A 15,289-nucleotide genomic window follows, 5' to 3' on the forward strand; every position below is an offset into this window, starting at 1 on the left:
ACGGTGCGCAGCGTCTTCCTCTTACGCGAATTGTCACACGACACTGCCGTGAAACAATCGCGTCGGATGGTCCGCTGTTGTCTTGATGCAACGGCCGCCGCCGATGGATTCCAAAGCAAATCGCTGGATCGGGCTGGCGGAGACGGTATGGATTTCGAGAGACTGAGGAAAATGGTCACATCGCGTATTCCCGGCGTGGGGCTGTCATCCCGCATCGTCCTGCTTTGCGCGCTCCCGCTCGCCGTGCTGATTGTCGGTCTTGCGGTGGAGCAATTCACGCGCCAGCGTGCCGCCTTTCTGACCGATCTCGCGGGGCTGACCGGTGAACAGCACTATGCAGTGTCCACCATGCTGACCAGTGCCGATCGTCTCCTGGCGCGTATGCGGCTGACGATGGAACGCCGTATCAAAGCCGGCGACGACGGCATATCGGCCGCCACCGCAATGCAGCTCGACGATACGAGGATCGAGCGGCCGAGCGGCACGCTGCACGGGGTGGAGTGGCGCGCGGCAAAAACAAGTGCGGATATCGGCAACGTCATCGGCGTCGCCGATCTCGGCCATCGGCCCGCCGGAACCACCGGCCCGGTCGATGCCGCGGTGGACCTGCTCGCCGCGGTACGGCTGGAAAACGCGGTCGGCTCGATTTCGCACTGGAGCTACTTCTTCTCGGCGAAGGGTGATTTCATCACGATCCTTCCCGGTGCGCCGCTCAAGGACTTCGTGGAGGCCATCGAGCCCGAGGCCGGCCTGAAATCCGTCGACGACCTCGTCGCGCGCTGGCTTACCTACGATGTCTTTCAGCTTGGAACGCCCGCGCGCAATCCAGACCGTTCCGCCTACTGGACATCCGTTTACGAGGATGCCGGCGGTGCGGGGCCGATGGTAAGCCATGCAGCGCCGGTCTATGTCGGCGACACCTTCTACGGAGTGGTAGGAACGGATGTGCTCTCCAGCGCCTTCGACGATGTGTTGGCGCATATGAAACAGCCCGTCGGCATGCTTGCCATCGTGAATGCCCATAATGACGTGATCGGCATCAATGGCAGCGCGTTCCGCGGCGATAAGGCACAGATGCGCAGCTTCCTGAAAGATCGGGGCTTCCTTTCAGCCCCGGAAGAGAGCCTTCCTACCGGCGCCTTCGGCCTCGTCGGCTCGTCCTGGGTGCTGAGCTATGCACTTCCCGGCTCCTCATTCCGCCTCCTGTATGTGGTTCCCGGCAGGGATCTGACCGCCCACCTCCTGCCGCGCTTCGGATCGTACGGCCTGATCCTGCTGGGCCTCGTTGCCACGCTGGCTGGCCTCCTGTTCTTTCTGCACCGATCTTACATCCGGCCGAGTTTCAATCTCGCTGCCTATCTGGAGGAGAAGGCTGCCGGGCGCGACCCCTCGCCGCCGGTCTTGCCGTCGGCTTGGCGGCCGAGTTTTGAAACGATTTCACGCTCGTTCGACAATGCGCGAGGATATCGCCGCCAGCTCGAAGACAGCGAAGCACGCCTGGTTGCCGCAGCTTCCAGCCTTGTGGACGGGTTTGCCATTGTCGATCCCGACGGGAAGATCGCGTTCTACAACGGTGCGCTTGCGGATCTGCTTGGACCCGAAGCTGCGGCACGGCTGGCCGCGGGAACGTCATTTTCAATATTGCTCGAGGACGACTGGTTCTCCACGTCCGCGACTGATCCTCGCCTGATTGGGGAGCGCTGGATCAGCGGCCGCCGAAGCGAGATGCCGGACGGCGGCACGGTGGTGGTTCTGCGCGATGTGACGGAAGCGAAAAAGAGTGAGCTGCAGCTCCGTGAAAGCGAGGAGCGCTACAGGACGGTCGTCAACACGCAGACTGAGCTCGTCGCACGCTATACGCCAGACGGCATCCCCTCTTTCACGAATGAAGCCTATTGCCGCTACATGGGCATGACCGAGGCAGAGCTGTTGAGCAAGCCTCAAAGCGATTTCGACTACATCGTCGCTGAAGACCGGGAGCAGCATGATGCACATCTGCGCACCCTGTCGGTTGAGAACCCGACGATAACCGTCGAGTTTCGCAGCGTGCTGCCGGATGGCTCGCTTCATTGGGAGGAGTGGACGGATACCGGCATTTTCGATGCAGACGGCAAGCTGATCGAAATCCAGGCGATCGGACGCGACATCACGGAGAAACGGCGCGCCGAAGAAGCGCTCGGCAAGAGCGAAGCGCGGTTGGCTGCGTTCCTGGACTATGCCCCAGTCGCAATGATGATCATGGATCTCGACCGACGCTTCGTCATGGCCAATCCGCAGGCCCAGCGAATGTTCGGGTTGGATATGGCAGGCCTTGCCGGAAAGCGATTTGTCGACATCGTCCCCGAGAACGAGGCGGCACTCATGGAGCTCTCGCTGAGCAATGTGATCGCAAGGGGCGAGGCGGAACTGAAGGAGGAGCATCATGCCTCCCTCGACCTCTTTCGCGACAGCCTTGCGATCCGCTTCCCGCTTCACGACGCGAACGGCAGCATCGAGGGCGTCGGCGTATGCGCGGTGGACCTGACCCCGCAAAAGCGGGCCGAACAGGAGCTGCGCCGCCAGCAGGAGGCGCTTTATCAGAGCGAAAAGCTCGCTGCGCTCGGCTCTCTTCTCGCCGGCGTCGCTCATGAACTCAACAATCCGCTGTCGATCGTCGTGGGTTATGCCGGCATGCTGCATGAAATGGCGGCCGACGAGGGAACGAAGCGGCGCGCCGGCGAGGTGCATCGCGCCGCCGAGCGCTGCGCCCGCATCGTAAAGACGTTCCTTTCCATGGCCCGCTCCAAGCCTATAGAGAAGACGAGTGTGTCGATCGACCAGATCATTTCAGACGTGTTGGAGCTCGCCGCCTACGGATTGCGCAGCAATGGCATCGAGGTCGTGCATCAGCCGTCGGAGACCCCGATCGTTGTCCACGCGGACGCGGACCAGCTGCATCAGGTTTTCATGAATTTGGTCGTCAACGCGCAGCAGGCGATGATGGGCCTCACGGGGCCGCGCCGTCTTCTCGTTCGCACTTCATGCCAAGGCTCGGAGGTCGGTGTCGATGTTGTCGATAGCGGACACGGCATCAGCGATATGGTCAAGCAGCGCGCCTTCGAACCCTTCTTCACCACCAAACCGCAGGGCGTCGGCACAGGCATCGGACTTTCTGTATGTCTTGGCATCGTCAAAGCCCACGGTGGAACACTGACGCTCGATTCGGCTCCAGGCGGCGGAGCAATCTGCCGTGTCACCTTGCCCGTCACCGACGGCACGAGTGTTGCGGAATCGGTGCCGGACATGCCTTCAGCGGCGCTCAAGGGGCATGTCCTCGTCGTGGACGATGAGCCGGGGATCGCTGCCTTCATATCGGAGGCCCTTACGATGGAGGGCGTGACCGTGACGTCCGTGACCGACGGACAGGCGGCACAGGATATGCTCACTAACAGGACCTTCGACGCCGTCATTACGGATCTTCGCATGCCAGGTATCGGCGGCGAACGGGTCCTCTCCTTCATCGCCGAGACACGCCCGGAACTTGGCGGCCGCGTCATCCTGATGACCGGTGACGCGCTTGGATCCGAAACCACACTCGAACGTGATGTGGTGACGGTGCTCGAGAAGCCGATTGACCTCGGCGCTCTTCGAGCTGCACTCGCGCCGTTGCTGTCGGCCGCCGCCCCTGTATCTGAAAAATCAAGAAACTCCGATCGCAAGAGGGTCGAAGCATGACAACCACAACCTCCATTGTCATCGTCGATGACGAACCTGGACTGCGCGCCATGATCCAGGACTACCTTACGATGCAAGGCTTCATCGTCGACGAGGCTGAAAGCGGCGCTTCCTTGGACAAGCTGCTAAGCACGAAGCGCCCCGATCTGATCCTTCTCGACGTGAACATGCCCGGCGAGGACGGGCTTTCGATCGTACGGCGCCTGCGCGGTTCCTCCGAGCGTATGGGCGTCATCATGCTTACGGCCAATTCCGACGAAACGAGCAAGGTGACGGGCCTTGCGAACGGCGCGGACGATTACCTCGTCAAGCCCTTCGAACTGCGGGAACTGCTGGCGCGCGTCAGAAGCGTACTGCGTCGCGCGCCGCGCGTCGCCGGAACTGCCAGGAAGGCGCGGCCCACGCTGCCGATCGGCCGCCACCGGCTCGATATCGAGGGCAAGCGCCTCATCGATCCGGACGGGCTGGAGGTCGAGATCAGTACGATGGAATACGAGCTGCTGGAGACCTTCGCGCGCCATCCCCGGCAGGTTCTTGGGCGCGACCGCCTTTGCGAACTGGCTCATGGACGGCCGCTCGGTGAGGGTGATCGCAGCGTCGATATCCGCATCGCGCGCCTGCGCAAAAAGCTCGAGATCGACCCTGCCAGCCCGACGATCCTCTGCACTGTGCGCGGCGAAGGATACATGTTCGAGCCTGTTTCCGCCTGAGGGCGATCGATTGTATCGCCTGTGATCGACGGGGCGGCCGAACCCGACAACGCACTGAAACCATGCCTCTCCATAAAGGCCACATCAACATCAGATCCATGGAGAGGTCCAATGAGCATTCTTGGAAAAGTCACCCTTTACGTCGAGCGAGCGCGGGAACGCCGCGAACTCCAGTGTCACGCCCGCAAGCTCGCTTCCCTCAGCGACCACCTGCTCGACGATATCGGCGTAACGCGCGCCCAGGTTAGCCAGATTGCCGTTGACGCCTTCGGCGTGCGTGCGGCTGGCCACAATGTGATCCTGTGATGAACCCCTGATCAGATCGCGGGAAAGGGAGGCGTCATGGGAAAGGGCGAAAACATGGAAAGGGTGGCCAGACGATCGCCTTTGTCGATCGGTTCTACCGATGATCGTCCAGCGGATGCGGCATCCGTCCGCCAGGACCTGGTGCTCGAGAGCGTCTCCTATGCGATCGCCGGCCGGCAGGTGGTCAAGGATATCTCGCTTACCGTTCGTGACGGCGAGTTCTTCACGCTGCTCGGCCCCTCGGGTTGCGGGAAGACGACGCTGCTGCGGCTGATCGCCGGTTTTGAGAGCCCGCAGACAGGCTCGATTTCGCTCGGCGCGACCAGACTTGAAGGCCTTCCCGCCGCGCGCAGGCCCATCAATACGGTCTTCCAGAATTATGCGCTTTTTCCGCATCTGAATGTCGCCGGAAACGTGGCCTTCGGGTTGCGCATGCTCAAATGGTCGCGGGAGGATATTGCCGAGCGCGTCGACGAGGTTCTCGGGCTCGTGCAGCTTCTCGACCTTCGTCACAGGCGCGTCAGCGAACTTTCCGGCGGTCAGCAGCAGCGCGTCGCTCTTGCCCGTGCGCTCGCGCCCTCTCCGAAAGTCCTACTGCTCGACGAGCCGCTTTCGGCGCTCGATCTCAAGCTGCGTCGGGACATGCAGGTCGAGCTGAAGCGCATCCAGACCGAGCTTCGCCAGACTGTGATCTTCGTCACCCATGACCAGGAAGAAGCCCTGTCCATGTCGGATCGCATCGCGATCATGAGGGACGGCGACATCCTGCAGTGCGAGACGCCGGCGGCTCTCTACACCCAGCCGGCGGACCGCTTCGTCGCCGCATTTCTGGGGGAGGCGAACTTCCTGAGCGCAAAGCTGCGGGCGATCGACAATTTTCATGCCACCGTCGAGATGCGCAACGGACAGACGGCCAGTATCGCCCTCGGCCGCCACATGCCGGCGCCCGGAGAGGTGACGGTCATGTTCCGTCCGGAGGATGTCGAGCTCGGATCCGGGCCGGGATTGTCGTTGACCGCGAGCGTGATCCAGAAGTCCTATCTTGGTTCCGATCTCAGCTTCCAGCTCCATCTTCGCGATGGCACGCCCGTGAAGCTTCGCAGCCGCGCCTCCGCGGCGATGGAAGCCCTCCGCATCGGCCAGCAAGTCCCTCTCTCCATTCCGTTCGAGCAATTGCGCATCGTCGGGGAGACACGCTGATGGCCGCGATCGTCAATCACCGGACATCGACGGCGGGGAGCGGGCTGTCGCTCGCCGCGCCCGCCATTGTCCTTGCGGTCGTGCTCGGATGCATCCCGCTCGCCTTTGTGGTCGTCTATTCGCTGCTGACGCCGGCATCCTTCGGCGGTGTCGAATGGGTCGCCTCGGCGAATGCCTATCGGTCTCTTCTCTTCCGCAAGGATCTCTTCAGCGAGGAACTGGTGTTCTCGCCCGATCATCTTATGATCTTCGGCCGCTCCGTCCTGCTCGCGCTTGCCACGACTGTCCTGTGCTTCGCGGTCGGCTTTCCGACGGCCGCCTACATGGCATCGCGATCGCCTCGCGCACGCAAATGGTGGGTGCTGGCCATTACGATCCCATTTTGGACGAGCCTGCTCGTGCGCACACTCGCCCTCATGCTCATCATTGGCGACCAGGGTCTCATCAACGGATTGTTGATACGTTCTGGCCTGATCAACGCGCCCGTCGCCATGCTCTACACCGATTTCGCCGTCCTTCTCGGGCTGCTCTACTCGTTTCTGCCCTTCATGGTCCTGCCGCTCCTTTCGAGCCTCGAAAAGCTTGACCCCCGTCTTCTGGAAGCCGGTGCGGACCTTTACGCCAGCCGGTGGCGGATCGCCCTGCAGATCGTCCTGCCCAACATCCGGCCCGGTATTGCTGCCGGCTGCCTGCTGGTCTTCGTGCCGGCACTCGGCTCCTACGTTGTGCCGCTGATCCTCGGCGGCGGACGCTCCATGATGGCTGGCGACCTGATCGCGCTTCAGTTCGGCACTTCCCGCAACTGGCCGCTGGGTTCGGCGGAATCCGTCGTGCTCGTCCTCTTCGTCGCGCTGGCCTTTGCGCTTTCAAACCTCGTCCGGCGGAGGGCCGCGTGATGAACCGTCATCTGCCCCGGACCTTCGCGCTCTTCGCCGGCCTGAGCCTCGTCTTCCTCTATGCGCCCATTCTGGTGCTCTGCTCCTTCTCCTTCAACGGCGGACGCCTGTTTCACCGCTGGGAAGGCTTTTCCTTCGCTTGGTATGCGAAGGCCATCGCCAATGAAGGGTTCCGCGATGCGGCCGTGAACACGCTGGTCGTTTCGACTGCCGCCACCCTGCTGGCAACGGTTCTGGCGACGGGTGCCGTCATCGGCCTCCAGCGCGCCGGCGGCCGGCAGCAGCAGTTTGCCACCGCGCTGATCGGTTTGCCGCTCGTCGTGCCGGAGGTCGTCATGGCGATCGCAACGCTCATCTTCTTCTCGAGCCTGCGCAATGCGACGGGCGTGGATCTCGGGCTCGGCAATCTGGTTGTCGCCCACACCGCGTTCTGCGTGCCCTTCGCCATGATGCCGATCCGCGCGGCGCTCCGCGGCGTCGATCCTTCAGTCCTCACCGCGGCGACCGATCTCTACGCCTCGGACACCGCCACGCGGCGCCATGTCCTCATCCCGCTGCTGATGCCGGGCATCGGCTCGGGCGCGGCGCTGGCCTTCATGGTCTCGTTCGACGATTTTGCCATGAGCCAGCTCGTGGCGGGGCCGGGTCAGACGACGCTGCCGGTCTTCATCTGGGCGCAGCTCAAGCGTCCGCTGACCCCGGAAATCAACGCGATGAGCACGATCATGCTGGTCGTCTCCATCGCACTCATCTGCCTCTCCATGGCCGTAACGGCCAGGGGAAAACTCACCACACGCTAATCGACAGGATGAAGTCATGACCAAACTGAAGCTTGCCCTGGCCGGCGGCCTTTCCGCCGTCGCCCTTTTCGCTACCGCCAACGCTGCTCTGGCGGCAGGCGAACTCCACATCTTCAATTGGGGCGAATACACCAACCCCGCGCTGATCGCGAAATTCGAGAAGGCGTACGACGTAAAGGTCACGGTCGACGAATACGACAGCAACGAGACCATGCTCGCGAAGGTGCGCGCCGGCCACTCCGGCTACGACATCGTGGTGCCCGGCGACTACGCCGTGAAAATCATGATTGAGGAAGGGCTTCTCGCAGAGACCCGCCCGAACGAGATGCCCAACTTCAAGAACATCGAGGCGCGCTTCGTCGATGTCTACTGGGATGCCGGTCGCAACTACACGACGCCGTGGACGCACGGCCTGACCACGTTCGCCGTCAATACCGACGCCTACAAGGGGCCGGCCGATTCCATCGCGCTCCTCTTCGATCCGCCAGAGGAACTGAAGGGCCGCATCGCCATGCTCGATGATATGGTCTCGATCATTCACGCGGCCGAGCGTTATGTCGGCGTGCCGCGCTGCACCTCCGATCGCGAGGAGCTGAAGAAGGTCTATGATGCCCTGATGAAGGCCAAACCCTATTGGCGGACCTACAGCGTCGACAGCATCAACAAGCTGGTCTCGGGCGAGGCGGACGTGGCGCAGACCTGGAGCGGCTCGGCCGTGGTTGTCCGCCAGCAGCTTGCAAGCGTGAAGTTTGCGCTGACGAAGGAAGTGATGGAAGCCTTCTCCGACAACGTCGCCGTGCTGAAGGACGCGCCGAACCTGGAAAACGCAAAGCTCTTCCAGAACTTCGTCATGGACCCTGAGAACGCGGCGCTGACCTCCGATTTCGCGGGCTATGCAAACGCGATCAAGGGCAGCGCGGCCTTCTTCTCTGCCGACCTCAAGGCCGCGCCGGAGCTGAACGTGCCCGCCGATGCAGCCACCGAATTCGTGCCGCCGTGCTCGGCCGAAGTCACTGCGCTCTACAACGCCATGTGGACCGAACTGCGCCGGTAAGCCGTCACCCACGCATCCTTTTCCGGCCGGGTGCACCGGCCTCCACATTCTCGAAACAACCGCAGCCATCGCTGCCTGACAATGGAGCTTTCCATGAAATTCCTCTTTCCGATCGCCATCGCCGCAATGCTCGTCCTGACGGGCTGCGGCAGCCGCTGCGGCTTCACCTCACCGGGTTATCCGCTCTGCGGGATCTGAGCGCCCCGCCGGAGAGGAGAGAAACATGCGATTGCTCGGCACAATTGCCGCGTTTTGCGCGGGCATGACCCTCGGGATCGTGCTCGCCCTCGGCTGCTATCTCGCATGGGTCGCACTCGGCGGGAAAGATATGGAGGGCGCGGCGGCTATGGGCGCGTTCTTCGTCTATGGGCCGATCCTGGGCCTGATTTTCGGCTCGGGATTTTCGACCTTCGCCTGGCGGTATATGTCTCCCGGCACGCAGCGCGACACGCCCCCCGGAAAGGAAAACACCTGAATAAGGTTCGACACTGGGGAAATCAGTTTTCATGCCGCCAGATGCGGAAAATCACCCAGAGCCCGATGGCAAGCAGCGTGTCCGCCACCAGCGAAACCAGAGCGACAGCCGGGGCCGCGTCAAAGAAAACAACAAATGCGATGCTGAGTGCGCAGGCCGTCGCGCCGGTTGCCATCGCCGCAAGCATTGAGACCTCTCCGCGCGATATCAGGATCGGAATGACGACGAGAACGCATGCAACGGAGAAGAACCCGCCGAACAAAAGCCCGAGGGCAAAAGAGAATGTCGCCATCGGAGTAAGGGCTCTCTGATCGAGCCCGATCACCATGTCGTACAGGCCGAGAATGCCGAGCGTCACGGCCACGGGACCGAAGATCAAGGCGACGAATGCTTTCAACCAGACCGATTGCGTGCGCATGGCCAAATTTCCCGTTGTGGTATCCCGCACGGAAATGCCGGCATGCGTGTTTCGCCGTGATGTCTTTACCGCCGAGATCGAGGGCTGCAGAAGCGGCGCACTATGATCTCGCCAGGAATTTCAGAGTAGGAAACCCGATGCGTCTATTTATCCGCACCTTGATCATAGTTCTCGCTGCCGGCTTCATTGGCTGCGCGGTCCTCGTGGGCGATGGCCTGATCGACGATATCCAACCGGCCGACGCGGCCGTCGTCCTCGGCTCGAAGGTGATGCCGGATGGCAGACCCTCGGCGAGATTGCAGGCGCGGCTGGATCGGGCAGCCGATCTGTTCCATCAGGGCACGGTGCGCTTCGTGATCGTGAGCGGCGGCATGGGCGTCGAGGGCTTCAGCGAGGGGCGGGTGATGGCTGCTGCGCTGGAGGAAGCGGGTGTTTCGGCCCAGGCGATCCTCATCGACGAGGAGGGGAATACGACCCGGGCGACGGCCACGAATGCGGCGCGCATCATGAAAGAGAGAGGCCTCGCGAGCGCGCTGGTCGTCACGCAGTATTTCCACGTTTCGCGAAGCCGCCTCGCACTGGAGCGTGCCGGCATATCACCGGTTCACTCGGCGCATGCCGAGTTCTTCGAGCTTCGCGACATCTATTCCATCGCCCGCGAGGTTGTCGCCCTTCCCGTCTACTGGTTGTCGTACAGGTAAGTCTGGGATCGGCTAGGCTGCACCGCCTCGCACGACCGTCTTGCAGGCTTCAATCGGCGTGAGAAATCCTCCCGGCTCGAAGCGCCGGCTGCGCATCGACCAATGAAAGGTCTCGAAGCGATCGGAGCTTTCAAAGATCGTCAGTTCGAGGCGATGCCGGCCGTAATAGAGGTCGACCGGATACGCGACCATCCGCTGAAGCAAAAGCAGGTCGGACCCGGTCGACAGCGCGGTGCTGCCAAAGAGATCGTGCCATGCCGGCGCACTGAGGCAATATTGCCGTCCCTTGGCCATACTCGCGCCGACCGCATTGATATGCGTCGCGAATATTGCACTCGCCACGAACCAGAGAACAAGCAACGTTATCGTCCCGCCCCGCACGACGATCGAGAGAAGCGTGAGCGCGCGCATATCGAAGCGCGGCAGGATCCAGGGCACAGCCACCTGGAGCAGCATCGCACCGATCAGCATCGGGAATTGCCGCGAGCTCATGAAAAAGACCAGCAGGCAGAATGCGCCCGAGAGAATGCCGGCAAAGCCGATGCATCTTGTCAGGCGCCGCGCGTTCCGGAGCGCGCGCGGACCAGCCCACGAAAGGAGCGAGATCACGACGACGGGATAGATGATGATCGGCGTGACGATCGTCGGGATGGGACGTTCCGGATCGAACAATTCCGGATGGAACCATGTCGCAAATCCAGTGAGCATGATCACGAGTATGGCGCCGGAAACGGCAGCGTTGAGCGGGTGATCCCGCCAGTCTGATTGAGAGAGAGTTCTGGGGGGCATGCTTTTCTCCATCGCCGAACGGCTACCTCCGCGCAGCCATAGGACTTGACGCCGAGTAGCAATACGAGGATCTGGCTTGCCGCTGTTTCACCTGGATTTCAGAGATGGGCGATGTGAAGCGCCGTATCGGCGACATCCGCCCGAAACCTTGCCGTTTTCTATAGAGCGCCAATCTGAAATCGAGGCGCTTTGCCGCGGACAGCCTCATAGTCGATGGAAGACCTGTTGCGAGCCAATTCCCCGTCCATTGCGCATATTTGCGCAGCACTGACCCTCAGTATCACGGTGCACATGTCCATCAGCATCGGCGGCGTCTTCACGCTGATCTTCGCCTGGCTTTCCCATGGTGATCCCTATGCCGGCTGGGTGCAGGGGTTTCGGGACCTCGCGCGTGGTTTTGCGGTGCCAGTCACGCGTTATTACGCCGTTTGCCTTGTCATCGCGGTAACGACTGTTCCATTCGTACTCGGGATGATCGACGCATGGTTGATTGCTGGCAGGAGGCGCTATGGTTCGCTCATCATTCTTGGCTACGGCACTGTCGTCGCCTTGACCAGCTTGGTGTTCTACATGGGCGCGTCCTATTTCCCGCCGCCTGCTGTTCGCGTTGCGGGAGGCTATGCGGATATCGCCGTACGCTTGGTCGCTCCCCTCATGCTGGCCGGATGGCTTTCGCTCATACCCGTATCCACTCTCATTGCGCACGCCATCGTTTCGATTGCGCTCGGCAAGGCTGGCTTGTTTTCCGATCGTCCGAAGTAGTCCTCCCACACTCCTGCGCCCATTGGCATGGCCGGCAATCCGGTCCCACACCAGCCGAGTGGCCTCAGCTCCCAGTTTCGAAGACTGGAACGACCCACTGGAATTGTACGAAGGATTTGGCTCCCGGCAGCGAAGTGATCTGGACCATCCATTCGGTGTAGCGGGTGCGCTCGTCGGTACCGCTCGGTGGTAGGTCGGCGGGGATGCGGAAGAGGATCGGAAGCCCATTGTTGGCGCCGGTGCGCAGCGCCTGCGCCGGGTCGATCTCGATTTCGTCCCAAAAGAGCAGGTCGGCGGTGTGGCTTTCCGCGTTGGTGCGACGATGGCGGAAATCGGAGCGATGGCATGTGACTTCGGCGCGCAGCCTCTCCCTCAGCCTTTCCTTGCCGTGCACGATGAAGCGCGCTTCGAAGGTGCCCCCTATGCGGCCCGGCCCTTCGATCAGACGCAGCTCGCCCTTGCCGTAGCGGAGCCAGGCGGCAATGAGACCGATCAGCCAGCTGACGAGGGTTGCGAACATCAGGCCCATGAACCCGACAAACAGCCAAGGGATTCCGTTGTGCTTGATTCCGTAGGCGATCTTGTGGGCGTTGACGATGGAGAGGAAGGTGATGGTCCCGGCGAAGGCTGCCAGGACCACGAGAATTAACGCCATCTTGCCGACCGGGCTGTCGAAGAGTCGGCCGGCGCGCCATTCGGCATCGGCCGGCTTCGCGCCGGGCGGATCTGGGTTCTTGCCGGCAAGGACGCGATAGAAGCGCCGCAGGAGGAGAAGGGACGGCCAGAGAAGGCCGACGCCGCCGATGATGCAGAAAGTCGCCGGGAGATACAGGTGGTCGACCACAGCGGCATTGATGCCACCGAAAAGCAGCATGATGGAGAAGATCAACATTGCCAGCAGGATGATCTGGAGGCCGATGATCGTGCCCCAGCCATGTTTTTTCGCCACCTCTTTCATGCGCTTATTCCGCTCGCCAGTGGACGTCGAAGACACTCATGAACGCGTCGCCGTTGCCCCCCGCCACAACGGCAGTCGAGACATCGGAGAGCCGCACGAGGGATTTTTCCTTGTCGGCAAGCAGGATGCCCGCATCGGCCTTTGCCGGACGGTTTTGATAGAAGGCGCCGGAGAATTGAACGCCCATGTCGCGGCCAAGATCGTTCTCGATTCCGAAGACGATTTCGGGATCCGTCACGGCGTCATCCATTCCCAGTTGGCGCTCGATCGCATCGAGCGTGACGCCGGAGAAGACCGTGAGGTCATAGACCTTGCCGCGGTCGGTAGCGGCGGCGACTTCGAGGACGAGGCCCGCCCGCTCGGGCCGCTCGGATTCGGCGCGAATGACCCAGACCTTGGTGTCGATCTCGGCGTGCGGCGCGGCCATATCCGTGTAGCACGTACCTCCGCTGGCCGGCATGATCTCGGCGAGCTTCGCAACATGGGCGGCGATCTCCGCCTTGCAGTCGGCTGAGGCGGGTAGGGGGATGCGAAGGGTGGCTTCGATCTCGCGCGGCGCGCCTGTATCGCCCACGGTGATGATTTCGGACAGCCGGACGGGGGTCATGATCGCCGGTGAACAGGCGGCCAGCGTAAGCAGGGCGGCGAGAAGAAGGAGCGGGGAACGGGCCATCTGTTGCGTCCTCGGCAAGAATGGGCGACGCGGAAGTGCGTTGTCGCTATCCATGCGCCCCGCATGTTTCAGGCGCGTGCCGCAGAGTACGGGCGGCTATCGCCGGGCGGTGAGCAACGCCAACAGGAGGAAGACGAAAGCAAACCCGCCCCAGACCATGCCGCCGGGCGTGAGGTTGTCGCCATCGGCCGTCACGCAGCTCGACAGCGCCGCCTCTATGCAATCGCGATAAAGCCAGTAGCGGAGATGGAACAGCCAGGCCGATCCGGCGGCGAGCACTGCGAAGAAGACAGGGAAAATCCAACGCATGGCGCTCACTCCGCAAGGAGGGCCGGCGCGCCCTTTGTCAGGAGTGGCTGGAGATCGCTGATGTTGGGTGTGAAAATCCGGTCGTTGCAGTGCGGGCTCATGCCGACATAGGTGAATGCATCCGCGAACCCCATTGAGTTGGAGAAAAGCATCATAAGGCCGGCCAGACCGAGCCGGCGCATCCCGTAGCGCACCTGTTTCCCGGCGGGCCGCTGGCCTATATCCGGACGGGAGACAACGATGCCATCGGCAATATCTGGGAGAGTCATGACGGCGATCCTTATGAGTGGGGAGTAATCCCCTCGATGCCCCTTGCTACCGCCGCTCTGTTTCATTCCGAATTCGGCCAGTCCATCTCCGGGGCAAGATGCTGAAACAGCGATCCGGCATAACCCTGCAAAAACCCTCGGAGGTCGCCATGCGTCTGATCATCGCCATCTGGGCCCTTGCCGGTGTCGGCATTGCGAGCCTTATACTCATGGGCCTTGGGAGTGCCGGTTTCCCGGATGGCTATATCAGCCCCTATGACCGGCTTATGCGCCTGCCGCAGACCGCGCTTTCCGCAATGCTACTTCTTGCCGGAATAGTCCTCTTGATCCGCAGTGCTTTCAATCGGACAAGGCGGTTCGATGTCCTTCTCGGTTTGGCTATGCTGATCTGCCTCTATCTGCCCCTGACCGTGATGGAGCGTTGCCCGCGCTGGCAGATGTGCACCTCGATCTTCGAGAGCACGACCGGCATGATGTTGAACGACGGTGCCGGCGGTTAAGCCCGCGGCATCTGCGCCGCCAAGCGAGACAACAGCGTGAAACGATAAGCGGAGAGGTATGGACGCTCGCTTCAACCCGCTCATCGGAGGTTCCCGTGGGTCTGCTTCTTCTTTGCTTCGGTGCCGTCTCGCTTTCAGGTGCCTGCACGCCTCTCATGCATATCAGCCTTCCCGTCAGCAGCATCGTCGAGACCGCGGAGACCGCGAAGCCTACGACCACCACTGCCGACGTCATGGTGAAATGGAACAAGCCCGCACACTGTGGAGCCGAGCTTGCAAATGTCGTCGAGGACCTCAGGGCCATCGGCGTCGAGGCGAAGAACGCGCAGTGCGGTGAAACCAGCACGGGCACGAAGTTCATTTTCAGCATGGACGTGACCCTTGTCACCAATGCCGGTGAGCGGCCAGCCGGCGCCGGTCTCGTGCTCGAGATCGATGCCGAAATAGGCAAGATTCAGGGAACAAACATAACGCTCGTCGGAATGAACACTGCCGGTAAGCTTGCCGAACTCACCGGATATGAGAAGCCGGATTTCCTGCCCCCAGAGATCGTCGTCGACGTGTTCAACGACACCAACAGGGACTACAGTGTCCAGTTCGAGCAGGTCTTCGTGGACCATGAACCGTTCATGCCCGACAGGACCTTTGATCTGCAGCGCTATGCGAGAGCTGCCGTTCAGCTCAATGATGCAGCTAGCGCCGTGATCGCGGCCGGAAACGCCAACCGCTTCATGACGCTCTACCCGCTGCCGTGA

18 protein-coding genes are annotated in these 15,289 nt (G+C 61.9%); 12 read left to right on the top strand and 6 right to left on the bottom strand.

Going from position 1 to position 15,289, the window contains the following annotated elements; all coding sequences use genetic code 11:
* The first annotated feature begins 171 nt into the window (after window positions 1-171).
* The 8 genes from MUU55_RS17810 (at window position 172) to MUU55_RS17845 (ending at window position 9,155) form a co-directional block, all read left to right on the top strand.
* Window positions 172-3,714, top strand: a complete 3,543-nt coding sequence (locus tag MUU55_RS17810) for a PAS domain S-box protein (RefSeq protein WP_244762086.1) — start codon at window positions 172-174, stop codon at window positions 3,712-3,714.
* Complete coding sequence (locus MUU55_RS17815; RefSeq protein ID WP_244762087.1) at window positions 3,711-4,424, top strand: response regulator; 714 nt, start codon at window positions 3,711-3,713, stop codon at window positions 4,422-4,424. Before MUU55_RS17810 ends, MUU55_RS17815 begins: the two co-directional genes overlap by 4 nt.
* A 111-nt stretch (window positions 4,425-4,535) precedes the next feature.
* Window positions 4,536-4,730 (top strand): DUF1127 domain-containing protein, encoded by a 195-nt coding sequence (locus MUU55_RS17820; RefSeq protein ID WP_244762088.1) that lies wholly within the window; start codon window positions 4,536-4,538, stop codon window positions 4,728-4,730.
* A gap of 81 nt (window positions 4,731-4,811) precedes the next feature.
* Window positions 4,812-5,930 carry an ABC transporter ATP-binding protein gene (locus MUU55_RS17825; protein WP_342346062.1) on the top strand — a complete coding sequence of 373 codons (1,119 nt, stop codon included), beginning with the start codon at window positions 4,812-4,814 and terminating at the stop codon, window positions 5,928-5,930.
* Complete coding sequence (locus MUU55_RS17830; RefSeq protein WP_244762089.1) at window positions 5,930-6,826, top strand: ABC transporter permease; 897 nt, start codon at window positions 5,930-5,932, stop codon at window positions 6,824-6,826. The genes MUU55_RS17825 and MUU55_RS17830 overlap by 1 nt, the downstream gene beginning before the upstream one ends.
* Window positions 6,826-7,626 (top strand): ABC transporter permease, encoded by an 801-nt coding sequence (locus tag MUU55_RS17835; protein WP_244762090.1) that lies wholly within the window; start codon window positions 6,826-6,828, stop codon window positions 7,624-7,626. The genes MUU55_RS17830 and MUU55_RS17835 overlap by 1 nt, the downstream gene beginning before the upstream one ends.
* 16 nt (window positions 7,627-7,642) lie before the next feature.
* Window positions 7,643-8,680 carry an extracellular solute-binding protein gene (locus MUU55_RS17840; protein WP_244762091.1) on the top strand — a complete coding sequence of 346 codons (1,038 nt, stop codon included), beginning with the start codon at window positions 7,643-7,645 and terminating at the stop codon, window positions 8,678-8,680.
* 223 nt (window positions 8,681-8,903) lie between these two features.
* Window positions 8,904-9,155, top strand: a complete 252-nt coding sequence (locus MUU55_RS17845) for a hypothetical protein (RefSeq protein ID WP_244762092.1) — start codon at window positions 8,904-8,906, stop codon at window positions 9,153-9,155.
* 22 nt (window positions 9,156-9,177) lie between these two features.
* Here MUU55_RS17845 and MUU55_RS17850 read toward each other — a convergent pair whose 3' ends face one another.
* Window positions 9,178-9,573: a hypothetical protein gene (locus MUU55_RS17850; RefSeq protein ID WP_244762093.1), complete on the bottom strand. Its 396-nt coding sequence runs from the start codon at window positions 9,571-9,573 to the stop codon at window positions 9,178-9,180.
* A 137-nt stretch (window positions 9,574-9,710) separates the two neighbouring features.
* Between MUU55_RS17850 and MUU55_RS17855 the strand changes: the two genes are divergently transcribed.
* Window positions 9,711-10,274: a YdcF family protein gene (locus MUU55_RS17855; RefSeq protein ID WP_244762094.1), complete on the top strand. Its 564-nt coding sequence runs from the start codon at window positions 9,711-9,713 to the stop codon at window positions 10,272-10,274.
* 12 nt (window positions 10,275-10,286) lie between these two features.
* On the opposite strand, the gene MUU55_RS17860 is transcribed toward MUU55_RS17855, so the two are convergent.
* Entirely contained in the window at window positions 10,287-11,063 is a 777-nt protein-coding gene (locus MUU55_RS17860; RefSeq protein ID WP_244762095.1) for a hypothetical protein, read from the bottom strand.
* Between the two features lie 213 nt (window positions 11,064-11,276).
* Here MUU55_RS17860 and MUU55_RS17865 point away from each other — a divergent pair, with 213 nt between their 5' ends.
* On the top strand, window positions 11,277-11,825 hold the full coding sequence (locus tag MUU55_RS17865) for a hypothetical protein (protein ID WP_244762096.1): 549 nt from the start codon (window positions 11,277-11,279) through the stop codon (window positions 11,823-11,825).
* Between the two features lie 64 nt (window positions 11,826-11,889).
* Here MUU55_RS17865 and MUU55_RS17870 read toward each other — a convergent pair whose 3' ends face one another.
* From MUU55_RS17870 to MUU55_RS17885, 4 genes are all read right to left on the bottom strand, one after another.
* A complete protein-coding gene (locus MUU55_RS17870) occupies window positions 11,890-12,783 on the bottom strand; it encodes a hypothetical protein (protein WP_244762097.1) in 894 nt (297 codons plus the stop codon).
* A 4-nt stretch (window positions 12,784-12,787) separates the two neighbouring features.
* Entirely contained in the window at window positions 12,788-13,456 is a 669-nt protein-coding gene (locus MUU55_RS17875; protein ID WP_244762098.1) for a DUF7424 family protein, read from the bottom strand.
* 96 nt (window positions 13,457-13,552) lie between these two features.
* Window positions 13,553-13,765, bottom strand: coding sequence for a hypothetical protein (locus MUU55_RS17880; protein WP_244762099.1), 213 nt, complete (start codon window positions 13,763-13,765; stop codon window positions 13,553-13,555).
* Between the two features lie 5 nt (window positions 13,766-13,770).
* Window positions 13,771-14,034, bottom strand: a complete 264-nt coding sequence (locus MUU55_RS17885) for a hypothetical protein (protein ID WP_244762100.1) — start codon at window positions 14,032-14,034, stop codon at window positions 13,771-13,773.
* 149 nt (window positions 14,035-14,183) lie between these two features.
* Between MUU55_RS17885 and MUU55_RS17890 the strand changes: the two genes are divergently transcribed.
* Together MUU55_RS17890 and MUU55_RS17895 are read left to right on the top strand one after the other, a co-directional pair.
* Window positions 14,184-14,534 (top strand): hypothetical protein, encoded by a 351-nt coding sequence (locus MUU55_RS17890; protein ID WP_244762101.1) that lies wholly within the window; start codon window positions 14,184-14,186, stop codon window positions 14,532-14,534.
* A 95-nt stretch (window positions 14,535-14,629) separates the two neighbouring features.
* Window positions 14,630-15,289, top strand: coding sequence for a DUF7424 family protein (locus MUU55_RS17895; protein ID WP_244762102.1), 660 nt, complete (start codon window positions 14,630-14,632; stop codon window positions 15,287-15,289).

The sequence above is a fragment of the Shinella curvata genome (assembly GCF_022899935.1).
GTDB lineage: Bacteria > Pseudomonadota > Alphaproteobacteria > Rhizobiales > Rhizobiaceae > Shinella > Shinella curvata.

What these genes read in the sequence shown, in the direction of transcription:
- MUU55_RS17865 (WP_244762096.1), top strand. Translation starts at nt 11,277, where the DNA reads ATGGAAGACCTGTTGCGAGCCAATTCCCCGTCCATTGCGCATATTTGC.
- MUU55_RS17810 (WP_244762086.1), top strand. Translation starts at nt 172, where the DNA reads ATGGTCACATCGCGTATTCCCGGCGTGGGGCTGTCATCCCGCATCGTC.
- MUU55_RS17890 (WP_244762101.1), top strand. Translation starts at nt 14,184, where the DNA reads ATGCGTCTGATCATCGCCATCTGGGCCCTTGCCGGTGTCGGCATTGCG.
- MUU55_RS17870 (WP_244762097.1), bottom strand. Translation starts at nt 12,783, where the DNA reads ATGAAAGAGGTGGCGAAAAAACATGGCTGGGGCACGATCATCGGCCTC.
- MUU55_RS17835 (WP_244762090.1), top strand. Translation starts at nt 6,826, where the DNA reads ATGAACCGTCATCTGCCCCGGACCTTCGCGCTCTTCGCCGGCCTGAGC.
- MUU55_RS17820 (WP_244762088.1), top strand. Translation starts at nt 4,536, where the DNA reads ATGAGCATTCTTGGAAAAGTCACCCTTTACGTCGAGCGAGCGCGGGAA.
- MUU55_RS17845 (WP_244762092.1), top strand. Translation starts at nt 8,904, where the DNA reads ATGCGATTGCTCGGCACAATTGCCGCGTTTTGCGCGGGCATGACCCTC.
- MUU55_RS17830 (WP_244762089.1), top strand. Translation starts at nt 5,930, where the DNA reads ATGGCCGCGATCGTCAATCACCGGACATCGACGGCGGGGAGCGGGCTG.
- MUU55_RS17850 (WP_244762093.1), bottom strand. Translation starts at nt 9,573, where the DNA reads ATGCGCACGCAATCGGTCTGGTTGAAAGCATTCGTCGCCTTGATCTTC.
- MUU55_RS17840 (WP_244762091.1), top strand. Translation starts at nt 7,643, where the DNA reads ATGACCAAACTGAAGCTTGCCCTGGCCGGCGGCCTTTCCGCCGTCGCC.
- MUU55_RS17860 (WP_244762095.1), bottom strand. Translation starts at nt 11,063, where the DNA reads ATGCCCCCCAGAACTCTCTCTCAATCAGACTGGCGGGATCACCCGCTC.
- MUU55_RS17875 (WP_244762098.1), bottom strand. Translation starts at nt 13,456, where the DNA reads ATGGCCCGTTCCCCGCTCCTTCTTCTCGCCGCCCTGCTTACGCTGGCC.
- MUU55_RS17885 (WP_244762100.1), bottom strand. Translation starts at nt 14,034, where the DNA reads ATGACTCTCCCAGATATTGCCGATGGCATCGTTGTCTCCCGTCCGGAT.
- MUU55_RS17880 (WP_244762099.1), bottom strand. Translation starts at nt 13,765, where the DNA reads ATGCGTTGGATTTTCCCTGTCTTCTTCGCAGTGCTCGCCGCCGGATCG.
- MUU55_RS17815 (WP_244762087.1), top strand. Translation starts at nt 3,711, where the DNA reads ATGACAACCACAACCTCCATTGTCATCGTCGATGACGAACCTGGACTG.
- MUU55_RS17855 (WP_244762094.1), top strand. Translation starts at nt 9,711, where the DNA reads ATGCGTCTATTTATCCGCACCTTGATCATAGTTCTCGCTGCCGGCTTC.